This is a genomic window from Ruegeria sp. HKCCD7181, assembly GCF_057221055.1.
Genome location: NZ_JBWVBC010000004.1, coordinates 260,723 through 277,315, shown reverse-complemented (window position 1 = coordinate 277,315; position 16,593 = coordinate 260,723). Strand labels below are relative to the sequence as shown.

Below are 16,593 nucleotides of genomic sequence, written 5' to 3'. Positions count from 1 at the left end.
TTGGACGCTAAAACCTGTTCATACATGCCGCGCTAGGCTATCTGGCCATTGCGGACATGCCATTTCCCCCCGGAAGCATCACATGCCGCACGGCAGGGTTTTCGTCAAGAACCACCGGATCGGCACCACTTTCCGCATTCTGACACTCGGAATGGAATGTTTCCTGTAGTTCGACATTTGCATCGATCCCGCCAAAGTCATGTTGCATCTTCATGCGATTGCGCAATCGCAACGCGCTATGAGCTTCCCTGAGCGGAGGACCCGAACGCGTAGAGCCATCCAATGCCGGAAAAAGCATCGATAAAGTCAGCAGCGGTCTGCAATGAGACTTGCAATCGATAACGCCTCAAAATCCAAAAGAGGCGTAGTGGCTAACAGAGGGTCTTTGGCAAGCAATAGTCTCTCCTCGAATCGTTTAGGAGAGATAGGTAATTGTTCCAGCGACTTTAGGATCAATAGTTTTTTAGGTTTTTTAAACTGTGCTTGGAAGTCAGGCACCTATTTCATCGTGGTTAGTCAGACACTCGGAATGGTCCCGCAAGACCTCGAGAACACGACACTCGGCAGTGTTCCCGCCGCTACACTCGTGGACCATACGTTTCAGTTCGGTGCGTAGCGCTTCGAGGCGCTCCAGTCTTTGCTCAACCTGCTTCAGCTGTCGACGCGCAATACTGTCGGCTTCGTCGCACGGACGATTTGGTTCGTCGGACAGATCCAGTAGTTCGCGGATCGCCTCAAGCGAAAAGCCCAGCTGACGTGCATGCCGGATAAATGCCAGACGGTCCAGATCGGTATTGCTATAACGCCGCTGGCCGCCTTCGGTTCTTCCCGGCTCGGGCATCAGTCCGATCTGCTCGTAATAGCGTATCGTCTGTACCTTGGTCCCTGTCTTTTTCCCAAGGGTGCCAATTGTGAGCAAGTGCGCCTCCATTCAAAGTTACAGCTTCTGTAGGATTTATGGCAAATACCCGCAAGGGAAACGGACTAACGAAAAACCCTTGATCTCCCGACACATTTCCGGTCGCAATAGGATCCTGCATCGTTGGTAGCCAGCCGAGTCTTGTCAATCTGGCGGCCCTCGCACTGTTTTCCCATTTTCATCGACCGTGAACTAACGTGTTTTGGGCGGTTTGAGCACCAGCCACGTGAGCATCCGTCAGTTCAGCCAGACCATTGCCAGTTTTTAAGAGCCGCAGGGCATTGGCAACGACAAGCAGGGAAACACCGACATCTGCAGCAATGGCGCCCCACATCGATGCCACACCAAACCCGGCCAGCACAACAAACAACGCCTTTGTCGCCAGTGAAAACCCGATGTTCTGCCGAATGACCGCCATGGTTCGACGAGAATGGTCAATGAGCCATGGAACTTTGCCAATGTCGTCTGTCATTAAAGCAATGTCCGCCGTTTCAATCGCCGCGTCAGAGCCAATTGCTCCCATGGCGATGGCATAGTGCGACCGCGCCATTGCCGGTGCATCGTTTACACCGTCACCGATCATGGCAACCATCTCATGGCGTGCAGCCAGCCCTTCAATCGCCATAACCTTATCTTCGGGCAAAAGCTCGGCGCGCACTTCATCGATACCGACCTCTGCCGCTACCGCCAGCGCTGTGCGCTCGTTATCGCCTGTAAGCATGATGATTGACGTCACGCCCCGTGCATGAAGCTGCGCCACGATGCCTCTGACCTCGGGTCGAATTCGGTCTCGTATCTCTAGGATGCCGACGATCCCAGCCTCATCGCCAACAACTACAAGCGTGCTACCGGCGCTTTCCAAACGGTGACGCAGATCTGATGGGATTTCGTGGCCATGTCCTTTTTCGATAGCAAAACGATCGGAGCCGAGCCAAATTGAAAGGCCATCCAAACGGCCTTCGAGGCCTCGGCCGGGCACAGTGCGGGTGTCATCTGCCGCGGACACGGAAATACCTTCTACCTCGGCTCTTGTCAGGATGGCGCGTGCCAGCGGATGCGAGGACCGCACCTCGAGGCTGGCCGCTCTGCTCAGCAAGTCAACCTCGGACGAACCTCCCAAAGGATAGATATGCGCCACTTCGGGTTCGCCCATCGTAATTGTCCCGGTCTTGTCCATTGCCAGAGCCGTAGTGCGGCCGGGCGCTTCGATATAGGCCCCGCCCTTGATCAGCACCCCGACCCGGGCCGATGCGGTCAACGCCGAAACGATGGAAACCGGTGTAGAGATCACCAACGCACACGGACAAGCGATGACCAAAAGAACAAGCGCGTTGTAAAGCCAGAAGCCCCATGATGCTCCCAAGACAAGCGGCGGGATCAGGGCAATGGCAACTGCAAGGATCATAACGATAGGCGTATAGACGCGAGCAAACTTCGTAACCCATTGCTCGACTGGTGCACGGCGGGCTTGCGCATCGCCGACCATGCGGATGATCTTGGCCAGTACGGTGTCAGACGCGGTTTTTGATGCACGCACTTTGAGTGTGCCTTCGCCATTTATGGTGCCGGCATATACCTCGTCGCCTTTCTCCTTGGGGACTGGTGCACTTTCGCCGGTAATCGGAGCCTGATCGACAGCCCCGGTACCGTCGATAACTTCGCCATCAAGCGGAACTCGGTCGCCTCCGCGCACAATGAAGTGTTCGCCGATAGCAACCTCTGCCGCGGGAATTGTCACTTCGCGGCCATCGGGGCGAATAACACGTGCTGTGGGCGGTGCCAGATCCAGAAGCGCTGACACCGCATTGCGCGCACGACCAACGCTCCAGCTTTCCAGGTAGAGCGAAAGCGAAAAGAAGAAGGCAACCGTTGCCGCTTCGAAATATTCGCCAAGACCAATTGCGCCACAGACAGCCACCACCATCAACAGGTTCATGTCAGGCGAGAGCCGTCGCAGTGAAGACCAAGCCTTGGGCGCCACGAGCCAGACACCGAACAGGATTGCGACCGCAAACAAGGCTACCTCGGGCAATGGCATCATTACATCCGCATGCCCCGAGAACAGACCAAATACTCCGCCCATACCAGTCTCGAAGATGTGCCACGTGAATCCCGCTGCCCAAAACCCACCGCTGAGAGCGGTGAACCGCCGCTGGCGGGCAATATGCGCCGCCTGAATCTGGGCTGCATCGTCGTCGTTCCAGGGCTTTGCACTCATCCCAGTGCCAGCGACCAACTGCATGACCTCGTCGTTCGAGATATTGCCGGCACTCTCGAGCAAAGTCATCCGGCCATTGATGACATCAAATACGATATGTTCTGTTCCGCCAACTTTCGGACCCACAACCCGGTTCAGGATTGCCACTTCTTCAGCGCAGTCCAGACCCGAGACTTGAAAACTTCTCCCATTTATAGGCGCTGATCCGGACTGCACGACATCCTCGCCTGCCCCGCCGCCGCAGCACTGTTGGTTCCGGCAAGTATCTTGGACATCAGCACGAGTGTTATCGGGAAGGCTGCTATCGGATGGCATGAATGGACCTCACGACTCTTTGTGGTCTTCAGTAGATAGGACCTGCAGCAACTAGAGGTTCAAGAACAATTTCGATTTTTTTGAACAGCCTCCATTCGCGAGAAAGCCCATCGCGGCTTGCGACTGATCCCGGCGGATGCGACCTTTTTATAAACGAATCAAGATCAAAGACGGACTGTCCGCATGCAGAAACAATTTGCGACCATCATAGTGATGCTTTCAGTCACGGCTGGATGCTCCGCTCAATTGTCCGGAACAGGTGCTTCAACCACCAAGATTGGAAAAATCCCTGAATCGGTTGAGGCGTTGGCCGCACCCGGACAGGATTTGGCGTCCGCGCGTCTTTCGCCGCAGGACAATTGTTTTTGGTACGAACACCGCGGTCCTGTGGAAACAACCCTGTTACCTTTGCGCGCAACTAACGGCGGTCCGATCTGCGTTGCGCGTGAAGCCTGACATTCACGCTGGTCATGGATTGCTGACGCTGCCCTAGTGTTGTTGTCGTTTAAGTCCGCGCGCTAACTCTGTTTTCGGCAGAATACAGGTAAGCCGTCGAGCCGGTTTTAACATTTGGATAGAGATCGTTGATATGGGCCATAATCATGCGGACGCATCCAGAACTCGCGCGACCTCCAATGCTCTTGGGTTGCGGTGTGCCGTGAATCCTTAAGTAAGTATCGCGGTTACCGACGAATAGGTAGAACGCTCGGGAACCAAGTGCATTGTTCGGGCCCGGCTCCATACCATTCCTGTACTGCGCGTATTCCGGATTGCGCTCAATCATCGAAGCCGTTGGCGTCCAATGGGGCCATTTCACCTTTCGGCGGATGTCATAAGTACCAGGTTCGTATAAATCTCCGCGCGCAATGGCAACGCCATAGCGCATCGCCGTACCGCCCTGTTCGATATGGTAAAGGTAGCGTGCAACAGCGTCCACGTGGATGTCACCAGCTACAAGCCCATCATTTGCAACAACCCGACGCGGCAAGAAACGCTCATGCACCCCCCAAGGGTTGGACGTGGCCGGATTGTAACCCGGTGGGGTAACCGCGGCGTCCCAGGCCGCCTTTTGCGAAACGGTTGGCCAGGTATTGGCCACAACCGGGCTGGATACCGAAGCCGAAAACAGTGCAGTGCTCGTCTGGATGAAATGGCGTCTCGTCAGCATTTTCCGATCCTGATCTCCAATCATGGCGGGCTGGCTACTCGCTCCAGCAACCACTGGCGAAGTTTAACGCCTCTGGCGCCCAGAGTATCAAGAGGCTTCCGGCAGCATTTAAAATTTCGGACCGACTATGGGTTAATTTGCACCTATTTTGCCCCTTTAAATTTAGTCGACAACTGAAGCTCTGGCCTCATTGACAGGAGCAATGTGTCCGTTGTAGCCGTTTCTCGTTTACGGTTCCCAGCGGCTAAAATCGAAGGGATTAAAAGGGAATACGGTGCGGCGCATCCAAACGTGTCAAATCCGTAACTGCCCCCGCAACTGTGAGCGGAGAGCGACGCCAAAAGACCACTGACCCCAAACCGGGCCGGGAAGGTTGGTTTAGCAGTAACCCGCGAGTCAGGAGACCTGCCGTTTAACATCGGGCGATGCCCAAACCTTAATTGCCGGCATCAATTGCCGGTGCGACCTGAACAGCCGCCGGGTGAGGCGGCAGGGAGAGAACTTATGCATATCGAACCGGGCATCGTAAACGGTGCCAAAATTGTGCTGTCTTACGCAACTGCCGCCGGGGCTGCCACATACGCCGCCAAGGAGACCTTCAGCACACTGCGGGCAAATGGTCTTGCGTCTTTTGCCATGCGCTCCGCACTCGCCACAATTGGTGTTTTTCTATTTTTCGAGATCCTGCCGCATTTTCCAGTTGGTGTTTCCGAAGTCCATTTCATCCTCGGCTCCACCCTGTTCCTGCTGTTGGGTGCGGCACCGGCGGCGTTTGGCCTAGCAGCCGGGCTTCTGATTCAGGGCGTTTTCTTTGCTCCGTTCGATTTGCCGCAATACTTCATCAACCTGACGACGTTGCTGGTACCCCTGTTCGCGCTACAGGCGCTGGCCAAGCGTATCATCGCGCCGGGTACCGCCTATGTTGATCTGAAGTACAGTCAGGCTTTGGCGCTGAGCAGCGCCTATCAGGGCGGAGTGGTTGCCTGGGTCGCTTTCTGGGCTTTCTATGGCCAGGGGTTCGGCGCTGAGACCATGGCCTCTGTGCTGACTTTCGGTGGTGCTTATATGCTTGTCATCATCATCGAGCCACTGGTTGATCTGGCGGTGCTGGCAGCGGCCAAAGCTGCTCGCGGACTGAACGGCACAGGCCTTGTGACTCCGCGCCTTTACAACGCTGCTCAAGCTTGACCTCAGAAAACGGCGGCGCGGATGCAAGCGCCGTCTAAGGTTGTGTATTCAACTCCCGTAGTGGTTGGGCACAACCTTTACCTCGATGCGCTAATACTGCGGCTTCGATAATTCTAGAACCCAAAGCTCACAGCCCTGGAATCTTATCTGTAAGCGTCGGATGAAAACCCCGGAAGTGCTTACACAACCAAGTTCTGGCCGTGACAAGCGGAGATGGCGGATTTAAACCGCTTTTTCCCAGCTACGGCGGTCGAACGAGCGGCTAGCATCGCCATCATCCGGGCGCCAAAATGAGACCTGATCTTCGCTGGGTCACTTCGTGTCGGCGATCGCGACGCCCATCCAGTCGTCCGGCGGAGGCGCATCCAGGAAGGCGGATGCGCGCCTTTTCATGACCGCAGAGGCAAGATCTCCACCACGCTCATTTTCAGCCGCCTCAAATGCAGAGATCGCCTGTTCAAATTTTCTGTTCCGATAGTAGGTTAGCCCCTCTTCATAGAGCTCAATCCAGGTGTGAGACTTGTCGAAACTATCGGCCATCGCGATCAACTCAAAAATAACGAGGCCACCGGAGCGCCCAAAAACAGCCAGGGTGTCCAATTCCCTCGCGATAACCGCGTCGCCCGCCGCCCGCCGGGTTTCCGGGCCAATCAGGATCGATGTGTCATATGCTTTGTTAGCGCCTTCCAAGCGGCTGGCAACGTTCACAACATCACCGATTGCCGTGTAGTTTAGCCGCTGCTCAGAGCCGATGTTTCCGACCAGCGCCTCGCCACTGTTCAGTCCAATGCGCACGCGTAAAGCGCTTCCCGTATCGTCCCTGATATCGGTTTCTGCAACCGCAGCGACGAGATCCAGCGCGGCGCGACAAGCGTTCTCGGCGTGATTGGAATCCTGTCGCGGAGCGCCCCAGAACGCCATGACAGCGTCGCCCATAAACTTGTCGATCGTACCGTTGTTACGAGCGATGGCAGACGAAGCGGCGTCAAAGAAAGGCTCCATCAGTTCTACAATCTGGGGTCCAAGCCTTTCGGACAGACCTGTAAAACCGGCAACGTCACAAAACAAAACCGATATCTGTTTCATCTCCCCGCCGGGCTGAGTGTTGATGCCTTCTGAAACCAAGGTCCGTACAAGGTCAGTGGGTACGTATTTGCGGAAAGCAGAAAGACCGGCAGCCATGTTTGCAGTCGCGGCAGAAAGGTTGGCAAGTTCCGACAATCTGGACGGGCGGCTTGAAATCTGCTCGATGTCAAAGCGTTCGACCTTGTTCAGATCTTCGACGATATCCGCCAATGGTGTCGATACAACCCGCCTGACAAGCCAGATAGCCAAACCGATGGCCCCAATAACGACTCCAACAAGAACGTAAATCAGGCGCACCAACGTTTTATCGATACCTGACAGGAACGCTGCTTCCGGAATGACCGTAGCAACGCGCCAACCATAAAAGCCTAGAGGCGTCAGTGCCACCGCATAGGGGACGCCCTCATTGACAATTCTTGTGGTTGAATTCATCGAGACGCGCGCGCCGGACTTACCCAACAATTGCTCGCCGGACTTTTTGGCAACCTCGTAAAGCTCACCTTCACCCATCCGAGCGGGCGTAACCTCATCAGCATCCGGATCCGGAGCAGCAATCACCTTCCCGTCTGCATCAAGGATAAACGCGGCGCCAAATTCGCCTGGCCGCAACGTGCCAAGGAATCGGGACAGCCGATCAGTTTCGATGACAACTGCCAAAACACCCTGCCGTCTACGGTTCACATCGACTGGCCCGGCAAAAGCGTAAACTGTCTTCTGGCTGCCTGGTAAGTCACGAGCTTCGATCCAATCTGGCGAGTCACGCCCAATCGAATTTCCAAACCACGCGTGATCACGCGGGTCGTAGGTTGTAGGCGTGAAGTTCCGTTCTTCAAACTGGATGTCGCCGGGAATGAAGATGTAGCGGTCCCGGCGCAGCATCCGATCTCGGATCTCGCTGTCGATTTCAATCATTTCCAGTCCACCATCGCCGAGGCGGTGTGCGGCAAAATAATTCCCGTCGGGCCAACCGAACATAATCCACGAAATATTGGGTTGGGCCTGCAACTGCGACAGAAAGACAAACTCTCTTTTGTCGGCTTGTCGCGTTGCTATGACATTCTGGACAAAGATGGTGCGTACAGCGGCCCAGGCGGCCTCAGCGGAACTGAGTGTCAGCCCGACTTCGATTCGAACAGTATTGGCGATCTGGCTATTGATTTCAGCCGCAAGCATCCGACTGTTTTCACGCGCAGTGGTCCACCACAGCGAATGCACAACGAAGGTCGACACGCCGATTGACAGGGCAACGAGGATTGTTACTGCGATCCCTACGCTGACACGCATGGTAGCCCCTTGTCATTTAGTGCCGGTGGTAGCCGATTAGACAGCCAATCGGTCAATTCAAATCCCTTTGGCGCGCTTCCATAAACGTCTGGCGAAGGCAATTGGTATCGCCAGTTTGACGCTCTTACAGCAAGGTGCAACAAGCCCGCATATTCAGACGAAAACGCTGAGCAAGTGAAATGCCGACGTGCTTGGACCTTATGGAAAAGCGTTAACATTCACGGATCTGCCTTGATCATGATTCATATAGCGGACATTGGCACACTGCCGACAGCCAGCATAGCGCAGGCCGCAGGGTCAATCTTCCCAACCTAGAAAAAAATTGAATCCGCGTGAGGCCGCTAATTTCTTTGCCCTTTGGCGTTGCCACCACGATACGGAAAACCTCATCGTCGGATTCTGGAGGATTGGTCAGCGCTCAGACAGCCCAGCCATTTGCAGACCAGCCATCAGATTCCGTTGAAACTCTGCGTCCAATTGCCAGACAGACAGGATATCAGGTGCTTTCGCTTTAAAGCCCGGGTGAAGCGGCAACAATTTTTCCAGAGCCAACTGAGCGCTTGGATGGTTTCCAAGTTTGCCATTCAGCGCGGCGCGCCAAAGGTGTGTCCAAAAAAAACCGACCTGTCAATCAGCTTGAACCGTGCCGATCTGGAGAAAGCCATGACCGGTGAGCGCAAGCTGACCGACATGCTGGCCGATGGTACCGTACAGGCGGAGGGGAACGCCGAGGTCTTGGCGCAGTTGGCCTCAACTCTGGATCAGTTTGATTTGGGCTTTGAGCTGATGCCGGGCACCGGCGGGCATGACCTGACGCCGCCAGCCAATGATTTCGCACAGCCACCGCTGGCAAATTCTAACGGGGGCTAAGTCGGATCGCCTGACAGAAAATGGCTCGGGGCAAACCTGCCCTGAGCCACTCCTAACCCAATTGCAATCCAGGTGAATCCAAATCGGAATTGAGGAGCAGCGATGACCGTCAACGTTGTTTCCCTTCGACGAATGCGCGTTGACCCGCGACTATTCCCGCACGCCTTGTAATCGACCCTTATGACTGACTGTCCCATTCTACATGCTAGGCCGGAAAAGGCTGCGCAGAATACTGACTGGAAACCACCTTTATAAAAAACGCTAGTCTACTTGTCTGGAGCGTTTAGAGATTTCAGACGTCGGTCAGAACCTCGAACCCCGCAAAAATAATTGTCTTTCCGTTGATAGGAACATCCTTCATGTCGCCCATCTCTGGGTCCTGCATGGCTTCTGCAAATCTCGCTTCCTGTGTCGCCTGATCGGGCCATTCCTGCCATCCCATCACGACCGTCTCATCTGGGCCGGCCTGCACGGCCAGCGGGAACGAAGTAACCTCGCCGGGGGGAACTGCACCACCCCACGTTTCGACAACTCGCTGTGCGCCGTGCTTTCGGAAAATCTTCGCCATTCGCGCGGCGTGCGCCTGGTGCTCCGCTTTCTTTTCCGTTGGTACCGCCCCGGCATATGCCATGATCCACGCCAATTCTTCACCCTCCTGATGATTTCAGTCCCGAGAGCTTAGCATAAATTTGTCACGATGCCTTTAGGCATGCCACTTCGGCCTCAGACACCCAAGCCCCCGCACATGTTCTCTGTGTCCAGCGGACCTGGGTCACGTTACTGACTACACAGCAGAACTGGCAATTTGACACCAGAAATCCACACCAGCCTCAATTGCTTCATCATTGAAATCATAAGATGGATTATGCAGAGGTGCAGCATTGTGCCCTTGGGTTCCATTTCCCATAAGGACAAATGCACCCGGCCGGTGTTTCAGGAACTCGGCGAAATCTTCAGAAAACCCGACACGCCCATAGTTTGCGTCAACCGACCCGACCAACTGCGCTGCTTTTGCTATCGCATCGGTCTCCTTAGCCTCATTCACCAGCGGCTGGAAAGACGTTGAATAGCTGACATGACCTGACGCGCCCTGCGCCTGGCAGACGCCTTCGACAATAGCGCGCATGCGGGCTTCGATCACTCCCGATACGTCCGTTGAAAAACCCCGGCAATCGCCCTTGATCGTCACTTTGCTCGGCAGGATGTTTCGGGCGCCGTCTGTGACAAACTCGGTTATCGACACCACCGCATGCTCGCTTGGTGGCAAGTTGCGAGACACAATTGTCTGCAATTGCAACACAACAGCGCTACCAACGACAATCGGATCAACACCTTTCTCGGGCATCGAGGCGTGTCCTCCGCGTCCTTGAATGACAATCTCAAAATTATCTTCAAAAGCGCAAAATGGTCCGGACTGCGTCGCGAAAGATCCAACCTCCATGCCCGGCAGGTTGTGAAGGCCATAGATCGCACTCATCGGGAACCGGTCAAAAAGGCCGTCATTGATCATCGCAGCCGCACCCAGACCGTTTTCCTCGTTTGGCTGGAATATGAAGTGAACGGTTCGATTCAGGGCGGTTTCCTTTGCCAAAGCCAAAGCGGCACCCATCAGCATTGTGCTGTGTCCGTCGTGCCCACAGCCGTGAAACTTGCCCGAAACAGTCGAGCGATGCCCAAACTCATTCGCCTCTTCAATGGGCAACGCGTCCATGTCAGCGCGAAGGCCTATGCCATTCTCGGAAGACCCGCGGCGCAACGTGGCAACCAAGCCGGATTTACCGATACCCCGAACCACCTCCAGACCGGCAGCTTCAAGATGATCAGCGATTAGGTTAGAAGTCCGGTCCAGATCAAAACCAATCTCCGGGTGCATATGCAGATCCCGGCGGAACGCCTTCAGATCAACCATCTTCCAGTCCCTGTTCAGACAAAATAACCAACGGTGTAGATGCGTCGGCCGATAGGCAAGCCGCCAATCCCGCAGCACCGGATGGAGTCGTAGAGTAACCCATCTCTTTGGCTGCGCCCACCGCTTCTGTCGCCATGGTATCGGTTACAATCAGCCATTCGTCAGCGGCTTCACGCAAAATTTCAAAGGCAAGCATCGACGGCGTTTTGCAATCAAGTCGACCCATATTTGATTGCGGACCGGCAACCGTCACCGTGTGCCCGGCCTTGGCGCTATCGCGAAGACACGGCGCTGCCTCTGGCTCTACCACAAGAATGCGGGGCTGCACGGACCACGAATTGCGGATCATGTAGGCAACCGCAGCTGCGAGCCCTCCAACACCTGCCTGCAAATACACGTGACTTGGCCATTCTCCTGTCGCCTCGAACGTTTGGCGCATCTCTTCGGCCATGATGGTATATCCCTCCATAACCAGACGCGGAGGTTCGCTGTAACCAGGCCAGGAACCATCGGCCAAATGAACCGCACCGCTGTCTTCCGCGTCCAATATTGCAGCCGCAACACTGGCCTCGTAATCATGACCGGATCGGATGATTTCGGCGCCCTGTTCGCTTAACATCGCGGCAAACGCTTTCGGGACGGTTTCTGACAAATGGATGCGAGCATTGGCTCCGAACAGTTTCGCACCCGCCGCGACGGCCATTCCATGATTGCCCGCACTGGCACAAACAAATGTCATCTCATTCGCCGTCCGACGATAGGCGTCACTGTCATAAGATTTTTGATCGGACCCGACTCCGGCCTTATTGGCGATCATCTGCGCTACTGCGTAAATACCACCAAGCGCTTTGAACGCACCCAAGCCCATGCGCGCGGTCTCATCTTTGATCAGCAAAGATCTGCCGCGAAATTCGACACTATCCAGCGGAGTCGGTTTATATAGTGAGCTTGTACGCCACAGCGAGCGCGGTTTTTCCGGGTTTAGTACGATTCTCTGTTCCATAGCAGCGAGACTACCGAAATGATCTGATCGTAATCGATCGCCAGAGTGCCATATTGCGAGAAACTTTCTCACTAACCGGCTGTAAATCGGAGTTTCCTGAAATGGACAAGTATGACGCACAACTTTTGAACCTTATGCAAACAGACACGAGGCGTGGGCTAGAGGGGTTGGCGGCCGAGACAGGACTGTCGGTGGCGTCTGTTCAAAGGCGGCTGAAGGCTCTGCGCGAAACTGGCACAATCTCACGTGAAGTGGCCGTCATCGATGCGAAGAAAATCGGCGTACCCATGGCGTTCATTGTGATGGTCGAGCTTGAACGAGAGCGTCAGGAGCAGATTGATGCGTTCAGCCGACGCATCCAGTCTGAACCGATGGTACAGCAATGCTACTACGTGACGGGAGAAGCGGATTTTTGTCTGATCTGCACCGCCATCGACATGGAAGACTTTGAAGCGCTCACAAAGCGTCTGTTCTTTGACAATTCAAATGTCAGGCGGTTCCGGACTTCGGTTGTCATGGGGCGCAAAAAGGTCAGTCTGCAGCTGCCAATTCCTGCGAATGAGGCCAACCCCTCAAGCCCGGCCCAGTAAACATAGGGAAAACTACAGATAATGTGATGTCTTTCCCTTGGGCTAGCTCACCGAAATTCTCGCTACGATGACAAGTTGGCAATGCCGCCCCGAGGCGCACCAATGCCGGACGGCCTCGAGTAATTGATTACTCAATTCCAGCGAGATTTTTGGTGAACGTGGGATTGTGGAGGATTTCGCCGGTTGTTCTTTCGTGGATGGCCCTTTGGGTTGGCACTCTATCTCAGGCACAGACGGATCTGCTTGCGCAGCTACCGGACGGCCCGGGATACGATCTGGTGATAGAAAACGGTCGCGTGCTTGATCCGGCAACCGGTCGGGATCAAATTCTCAATATCGGAATTGCAGATGGCGAAATCGTCACGCTTTCAGAAGACAATCTAAACGGGAAACGCGATGTTGATGCCACGGGGCATCTGGTGGCGCCCGGTTTCATCGCCTGCACAAATACTCCTTTTCCATTTGGAGAATTCTACAAGCCAAGGACGGCGTTACCACAGCCCTGGACCTTGAAGCTGGTGCCTGGCCAGTGGCAGTTCATCTGCAGCAGGATCTCGACAACGGTGGTCTCGGAATTGGCTGGCAGCCAAGGACGAGGCCAATGCCAACAGCGTTGATATTGGCGCCGAAACAACTCCCTAAACGGCAGGGTCCACGACTATTAAGGCGGACGTCTTTGATCGGGATTGGCAGACGATTTTTGACATCGATTATGGGGACGTTCAATGGGCTGAAACATGCGAATGGTTTACCGAGGAAAGCTGTTACGCGCACTCGGCAGAGGAACTTTCTGTATGGCCGCGTTGCACCAGAAATGGGCGCAACGCGGCCATCATCCCGCGGTCAGTCGCAAGCAGCGGTAACGATCATCTCGACCTTAAGGGCATCGCGTGCCAATTTGGCTTCGCCACACGCACGGGCCGGAGCGTGACCCTCTGGAGCCCAGGCGTCCCAAACCGCATTCATCTCGGCAAAGTCCGCCATGTCCGCCAGCCAGATCACACATTGCAGCACCCGGGTTTTGTCGCTGCCCGCCTTGGCCAGCAGATCTTCCACTTTGGCAAGGATGTCGCGCGTTTGGTCAGCCACTGTGGCCGCGTCCGATGTTTGACCACATAGATAGGCCGTTCCGTTGTGCTTAACGATCCGGCTCATGCGCTGGCCGGTTTCGATACGCGTGATAGTCATGTCTGGTGTCTCCTGTTACAGGACCTTACGGTCAAATCGGTCGATGCGAAAAGGCGATAGATTGAAACGGCTTTGTCCGCCAGTCACCAAATCAGCCATCACTTGTCCGACCACTGGGCCCATCTGAAATCCGTGTGCTGAAAAGCCAAAGGCATGAAACGCACGAGCGGCATTCACGGCCGGGCCGATGACTGGCAGATTGTCCGGCATGTAAGCTTCCAACCCTGACCACATCCGGTTGATGCTCGCCTTGCGCATGATCGGAAAAAACTCGGCCGTGATGCGGCAGGCGGCAGCAAGCTTGGCATAATCTAACCGAGTGCGGTTGTTGGCGCGATCTGCAAACCCCTTTGCCCCGCCACCGATCAATACAGTACCGTTTTCAAACTGCTTGAAGCTGAGTTGGCGGCTGACTGCTCCAACAACGGGCTTGGCAAAATGGGGCATCCGAGCTGTTATCATTAACATTGGGGCCGCATGGCTGAGCGGCACATTGTCCCCGATCATCAAGGCAATCCGATCTGCCCAGGCGCCCGCGCAATTGACCACGGATTCGGCCTCGTATCTTTCCTGCCGGCCTTGGACCAGCCAGGTATTTCCGACCCGTCTTAGCCCCAACACCTCTTCGTCTTCGACCACTATTGCGCCTAAATCCTCGGCTGCCCGGCGATAGGCCGCTGTGGCCTTGTACGGGATCGCATAGCCATCCAAGTCGGATATCACCCCACCGACACATTTCGGGTTAACATGCGGAAGGCGGTCCATCAGTTCAGATCGATCAATGATACGCTCATGCGTGTAGCCCGCAGCGCGCATCTTGTTTTCACGCTCCAATAGCGTGGCCTGGTCCGCCTCATCCACGGAAATATTGATCAGAGTCTGGCGACAAAATCCGGTCTCATGACCCAATTCCTCGTCAAGTGTCTGCCACATCTCCATCGATGACTTGGACAATGGGACTTCGGCCAAGTCACGCCCCAGCAGTCGAACACCACCCGCATTCACACCCGAGGCATGACGTCCGGCATAGTCTTTCTCGATCACAATCGCAGACACGCCCTGCCGCGCCAGATGGTAGGCGGTGGCGCAGCCTTGAATGCCGCCGCCGATAATCAGAACGTCAGCCTTCATTCCGCAGCCTCCGCCTGTACGGTGTGGTACCGGCTCAGTTCGTCCAGGCTCAACAATCGTTGAGGGCTGCGGAGCCGATAGTATCCAACCCTATCCGGGCTTTCACCGCGCCATTGCGCCAGCAGTCCCGCCACAACGTGACCGCATTGACGACCTTGACACGGCCCCATGCCGCAGCGGGTCAGAGATTTCAACGCGTTTGGGTCGCGCGCGCCCTGTTCGAACCCCCTTCGCAGATCGTCCAAAGTCTGCTCTTCACAGCGGCAAACCACTGTTTCCGGATCGCGCGGCAGGCGCAACGCCTCGGTGGGTCGATAGAGGCTGTCTATGAAACGGCGAAACGGTTTCTGCGAGGATACGGCAGCCATATCAGCCACCACCTTTTGATCACGCTCAGACCGCGAAAGACTACCCAAGCGAAACAGAATATTCCGGGCCGCCAATCGACCTGCAGCCTGGGCACCATCAGCCCCGACAATTCCAGCACCGTCGCCAGCCACTGAAACGTGCGCGACCGAGCTTTGGCCAAAGTCATCCACGGAAACCTGCCAGCACATCTGTTCAGAATTCCAGTTATGCTCCAAGCCCATCGCCCGCGTCATGTTCAGGTTGGGTTGAACCCCGTGATGCAAAAAGACAGTTTCGGCAGAAATTTCGTGCATCTTACCGCCCGAGACAAACCGAAGGCCCTCGGCCCTTTCACCGCCCATCACTTCGAGATGTTCGGCGCACTTGTGTACTTTAACGCCCGAAGAACGAATTTCCCGCAGCAAAGACAGACCTTTGCGCAGCTGACCCGTATGCCTTAATGCCCGGAACAGATAAGGCGCAGCGTCAAGAAAATGCTGCCGAGGTGTGGTATCGACCAAGGCCGCCACTGGCGCCCCAAGTCGCAAATACTGTGCCACGATCAGGTAAAGCAAAGGCCCAGACCCTGCAAAAATCGCGCCGTCGGCGACAACCGCGTCAGATTTCAACATCACTTGCGCGGCCCCGGCCGTCATGACGCCGGGCAATGTCCAACCCGGAATCGGCATGGGTCGTTCCATAGCACCGGGACAAAGCAGCATCTCACGACAGTGCAATTCCCGAGTGTCACCTTTGTGGGAAAACAGGATGCGACCGTCGTCACCCAGGTGCCACACGTCCGCGCCAGAAAAGTGCGTGACACCGGATTGCTCAAATCTGGAAATCAGCGCAGCGCCCGCGCTGTAGTCAGGGCCGAGAACGCCGGCGTCTGGAAGGGGGCTATTTGTGGCCGAACGATATATCTGTCCACCGGCCTTTGTTGCCCGATCCAGCACGGCCACCTGCACCCCTTCGCGCGCCAGCTCGATGGCAGCAGACATACCTGCCGGCCCTGCCCCTACAATCGCGCAATCAAAGGCGTGCATCGCCTGCCTCGGTGTGTTCGGTGATGCATTGGGTGGTTACGGTCATGCCTTCCGCCACCCGCCTCAAGCAGGCCTGCTGGTTTGCAAGACCGTCAATTTCGACCATGCATTCAAAGCAGACGCCCATGGCGCAATAAGCGCTACGCGCTTCGCCCGACAACGCTGCCTGGCGGGTTTCAACCTGACCGGCCAACGCCATCGCGGACCATACGGACTGACCTGCGTAGGCTGTCGCCCGCTTGCCATTGATGGTCAGCGTCACCTGATCAGGGTTGTTTTCTTGCAGGGATCTGAACATGGGCGGATCTCCGTCAAAAAGGAGGGCAAGGC

Annotated in this window: 17 protein-coding genes and 1 riboswitch; of the genes, 5 read left to right on the top strand and 12 right to left on the bottom strand. The window is 55.6% G+C overall.

Features of this window, described 5'->3' with window-relative positions:
- Positions 1–37: 37 nt before the first annotated feature.
- The 3 genes from AC2TCY_RS10430 to AC2TCY_RS10420 all read right to left on the bottom strand — a co-directional run bounded on the left by AC2TCY_RS10430 (position 38) and on the right by AC2TCY_RS10420 (position 3,452).
- Entirely contained in the window at positions 38–214 is a 177-nt protein-coding gene (locus tag AC2TCY_RS10430; RefSeq protein WP_480847298.1) for a hypothetical protein, read from the bottom strand.
- Positions 215–490: 276 nt separating this feature from the next.
- A complete protein-coding gene (locus AC2TCY_RS10425; RefSeq protein WP_480847297.1) occupies positions 491–919 on the bottom strand; it encodes a MerR family transcriptional regulator in 429 nt (142 codons plus the stop codon).
- Between the two features lie 178 nt (positions 920–1,097).
- The gene (locus AC2TCY_RS10420) at positions 1,098–3,452 is read right to left on the bottom strand and encodes a heavy metal translocating P-type ATPase (protein ID WP_480847296.1); all 2,355 of its coding nucleotides are present in this window, start codon (positions 3,450–3,452) and stop codon (positions 1,098–1,100) included.
- 183 nt (positions 3,453–3,635) lie between these two features.
- On the opposite strand from AC2TCY_RS10420, the gene AC2TCY_RS10415 reads away from it, so the two are divergent.
- Positions 3,636–3,908, top strand: coding sequence for a hypothetical protein (locus AC2TCY_RS10415; RefSeq protein ID WP_480847294.1), 273 nt, complete (start codon positions 3,636–3,638; stop codon positions 3,906–3,908).
- 49 nt (positions 3,909–3,957) lie between these two features.
- Here the strand turns inward: AC2TCY_RS10415 and AC2TCY_RS10410 are convergent, their stop codons facing one another.
- Entirely contained in the window at positions 3,958–4,620 is a 663-nt protein-coding gene (locus AC2TCY_RS10410) for a L,D-transpeptidase (RefSeq protein WP_480847293.1), read from the bottom strand.
- A gap of 214 nt (positions 4,621–4,834) precedes the next feature.
- Positions 4,835–5,047: riboswitch (cobalamin riboswitch) on the top strand.
- A gap of 77 nt (positions 5,048–5,124) precedes the next feature.
- On the opposite strand from AC2TCY_RS10410, the gene AC2TCY_RS10405 reads away from it, so the two are divergent.
- Complete coding sequence (locus AC2TCY_RS10405; protein ID WP_480847292.1) at positions 5,125–5,808, top strand: energy-coupling factor ABC transporter permease; 684 nt, start codon at positions 5,125–5,127, stop codon at positions 5,806–5,808.
- 312 nt (positions 5,809–6,120) lie between these two features.
- On the opposite strand, the gene AC2TCY_RS10400 is transcribed toward AC2TCY_RS10405, so the two are convergent.
- Complete coding sequence (locus AC2TCY_RS10400; protein WP_480847291.1) at positions 6,121–8,178, bottom strand: adenylate/guanylate cyclase domain-containing protein; 2,058 nt, start codon at positions 8,176–8,178, stop codon at positions 6,121–6,123.
- A 564-nt stretch (positions 8,179–8,742) separates the two neighbouring features.
- Here AC2TCY_RS10400 and AC2TCY_RS10395 point away from each other — a divergent pair.
- Positions 8,743–9,048: an alkyl sulfatase C-terminal domain-containing protein gene (locus tag AC2TCY_RS10395; RefSeq protein ID WP_480847290.1), complete on the top strand. Its 306-nt coding sequence runs from the start codon at positions 8,743–8,745 to the stop codon at positions 9,046–9,048.
- 292 nt (positions 9,049–9,340) lie between these two features.
- Here the strand turns inward: AC2TCY_RS10395 and AC2TCY_RS10390 are convergent, their stop codons facing one another.
- The 3 genes from AC2TCY_RS10390 to AC2TCY_RS10380 all read right to left on the bottom strand — a co-directional run bounded on the left by AC2TCY_RS10390 (position 9,341) and on the right by AC2TCY_RS10380 (position 11,960).
- On the bottom strand, positions 9,341–9,691 hold the full coding sequence (locus AC2TCY_RS10390) for a DUF1428 domain-containing protein (protein ID WP_480847288.1): 351 nt from the start codon (positions 9,689–9,691) through the stop codon (positions 9,341–9,343).
- 141 nt (positions 9,692–9,832) lie between these two features.
- Entirely contained in the window at positions 9,833–10,957 is a 1,125-nt protein-coding gene (locus AC2TCY_RS10385; protein ID WP_480847287.1) for an amidohydrolase, read from the bottom strand.
- Positions 10,950–11,960, bottom strand: a complete 1,011-nt coding sequence (locus AC2TCY_RS10380; RefSeq protein ID WP_480847285.1) for a pyridoxal-phosphate dependent enzyme — start codon at positions 11,958–11,960, stop codon at positions 10,950–10,952. The genes AC2TCY_RS10385 and AC2TCY_RS10380 overlap by 8 nt, the downstream gene beginning before the upstream one ends.
- 101 nt (positions 11,961–12,061) lie before the next feature.
- Between AC2TCY_RS10380 and AC2TCY_RS10375 the strand changes: the two genes are divergently transcribed.
- Positions 12,062–12,550 (top strand): Lrp/AsnC family transcriptional regulator, encoded by a 489-nt coding sequence (locus AC2TCY_RS10375; RefSeq protein WP_480847283.1) that lies wholly within the window; start codon positions 12,062–12,064, stop codon positions 12,548–12,550.
- Positions 12,551–12,702: 152 nt separating this feature from the next.
- The gene (locus AC2TCY_RS10370) at positions 12,703–13,167 is read left to right on the top strand and encodes a hypothetical protein (protein WP_480847281.1); all 465 of its coding nucleotides are present in this window, start codon (positions 12,703–12,705) and stop codon (positions 13,165–13,167) included.
- A 226-nt stretch (positions 13,168–13,393) separates the two neighbouring features.
- Here the strand turns inward: AC2TCY_RS10370 and AC2TCY_RS10365 are convergent, their stop codons facing one another.
- The 4 genes from AC2TCY_RS10365 to AC2TCY_RS10350 are packed head-to-tail and all read right to left on the bottom strand — an operon-like array spanning position 13,394 to position 16,561.
- On the bottom strand, positions 13,394–13,738 hold the full coding sequence (locus tag AC2TCY_RS10365) for a RidA family protein (protein WP_480847280.1): 345 nt from the start codon (positions 13,736–13,738) through the stop codon (positions 13,394–13,396).
- Between the two features lie 15 nt (positions 13,739–13,753).
- Entirely contained in the window at positions 13,754–14,869 is a 1,116-nt protein-coding gene (locus AC2TCY_RS10360; RefSeq protein ID WP_480847278.1) for an NAD(P)/FAD-dependent oxidoreductase, read from the bottom strand.
- Positions 14,866–16,263: an FAD-dependent oxidoreductase gene (locus tag AC2TCY_RS10355; protein ID WP_480847277.1), complete on the bottom strand. Its 1,398-nt coding sequence runs from the start codon at positions 16,261–16,263 to the stop codon at positions 14,866–14,868. Before AC2TCY_RS10355 ends, AC2TCY_RS10360 begins: the two co-directional genes overlap by 4 nt.
- The gene (locus AC2TCY_RS10350) at positions 16,250–16,561 is read right to left on the bottom strand and encodes a (2Fe-2S)-binding protein (protein WP_480847276.1); all 312 of its coding nucleotides are present in this window, start codon (positions 16,559–16,561) and stop codon (positions 16,250–16,252) included. The genes AC2TCY_RS10355 and AC2TCY_RS10350 overlap by 14 nt, the downstream gene beginning before the upstream one ends.
- Positions 16,562–16,593: the final 32 nt, after the last annotated feature.